Origin of the sequence: Anoxybacillus thermarum, from assembly GCF_000836725.1 — a bacterium.
In the GTDB taxonomy this organism is placed as follows: Bacteria; Bacillota; Bacilli; order Bacillales; family Anoxybacillaceae; genus Anoxybacillus; species Anoxybacillus thermarum.
Window position 1 is genome coordinate 1 of record NZ_JXTH01000151.1, and the last position, 640, is coordinate 640.

At 53.8% G+C, this 640-nt stretch carries 1 rRNA gene; it reads right to left on the minus strand.

What is annotated here, in order from left to right:
• Positions 1-640, minus strand: a 23S ribosomal RNA gene (locus tag LH47_RS14865); the annotation flags it as partial.

The following is a 640-nucleotide window of genomic DNA, read 5'->3' on the forward strand; positions in this document are numbered from 1 at the left end:
TCTTTTCGACTTAACCTCGCACGAGATCGTAACTCGCCGGTTCATTCTACAAAAGGCACGCCATCACCCATAAACGGGCTCTGACTACTTGTAGGCACACGGTTTCAGGTTCTCTTTCACTCCCCTCCCGGGGTGCTTTTCACCTTTCCCTCACGGTACTGGTTCACTATCGGTCACTAGGGAGTATTTAGCCTTGGGAGATGGTCCTCCCTGCTTCCGACGGGATTCCTCGTGTCCCGCCGTACTCAGGATCCACTCAGGAGGGAACGAAGTTTCGACTACAGGGCTGTTACCTTCTGCGGCAGGCCTTTCCAGACCGCTTCATCTACTCCGTTCCTTTATCACTCCGTATTGAGTGTCCTACAACCCCAAGAGGCAAGCCTCTTGGTTTGGGCTGTTCCCGTTTCGCTCGCCGCTACTCAGGGAATCGCTTTTGCTTTCTTCTCCTCCGGGTACTTAGATGTTTCAGTTCCCCGGGTATGCCCTCCATACGCTATGGATTCACGTATGGATACTGCCCCATTACGGACAGTGGGTTCCCCCATTCGGAAATCTCCGGATCAACGCTTACTTACAGCTCCCCGAAGCATATCGGTGTTTGTCCCGTCCTTCATCGGCTCCTAGTGCCAAGGCATCCACC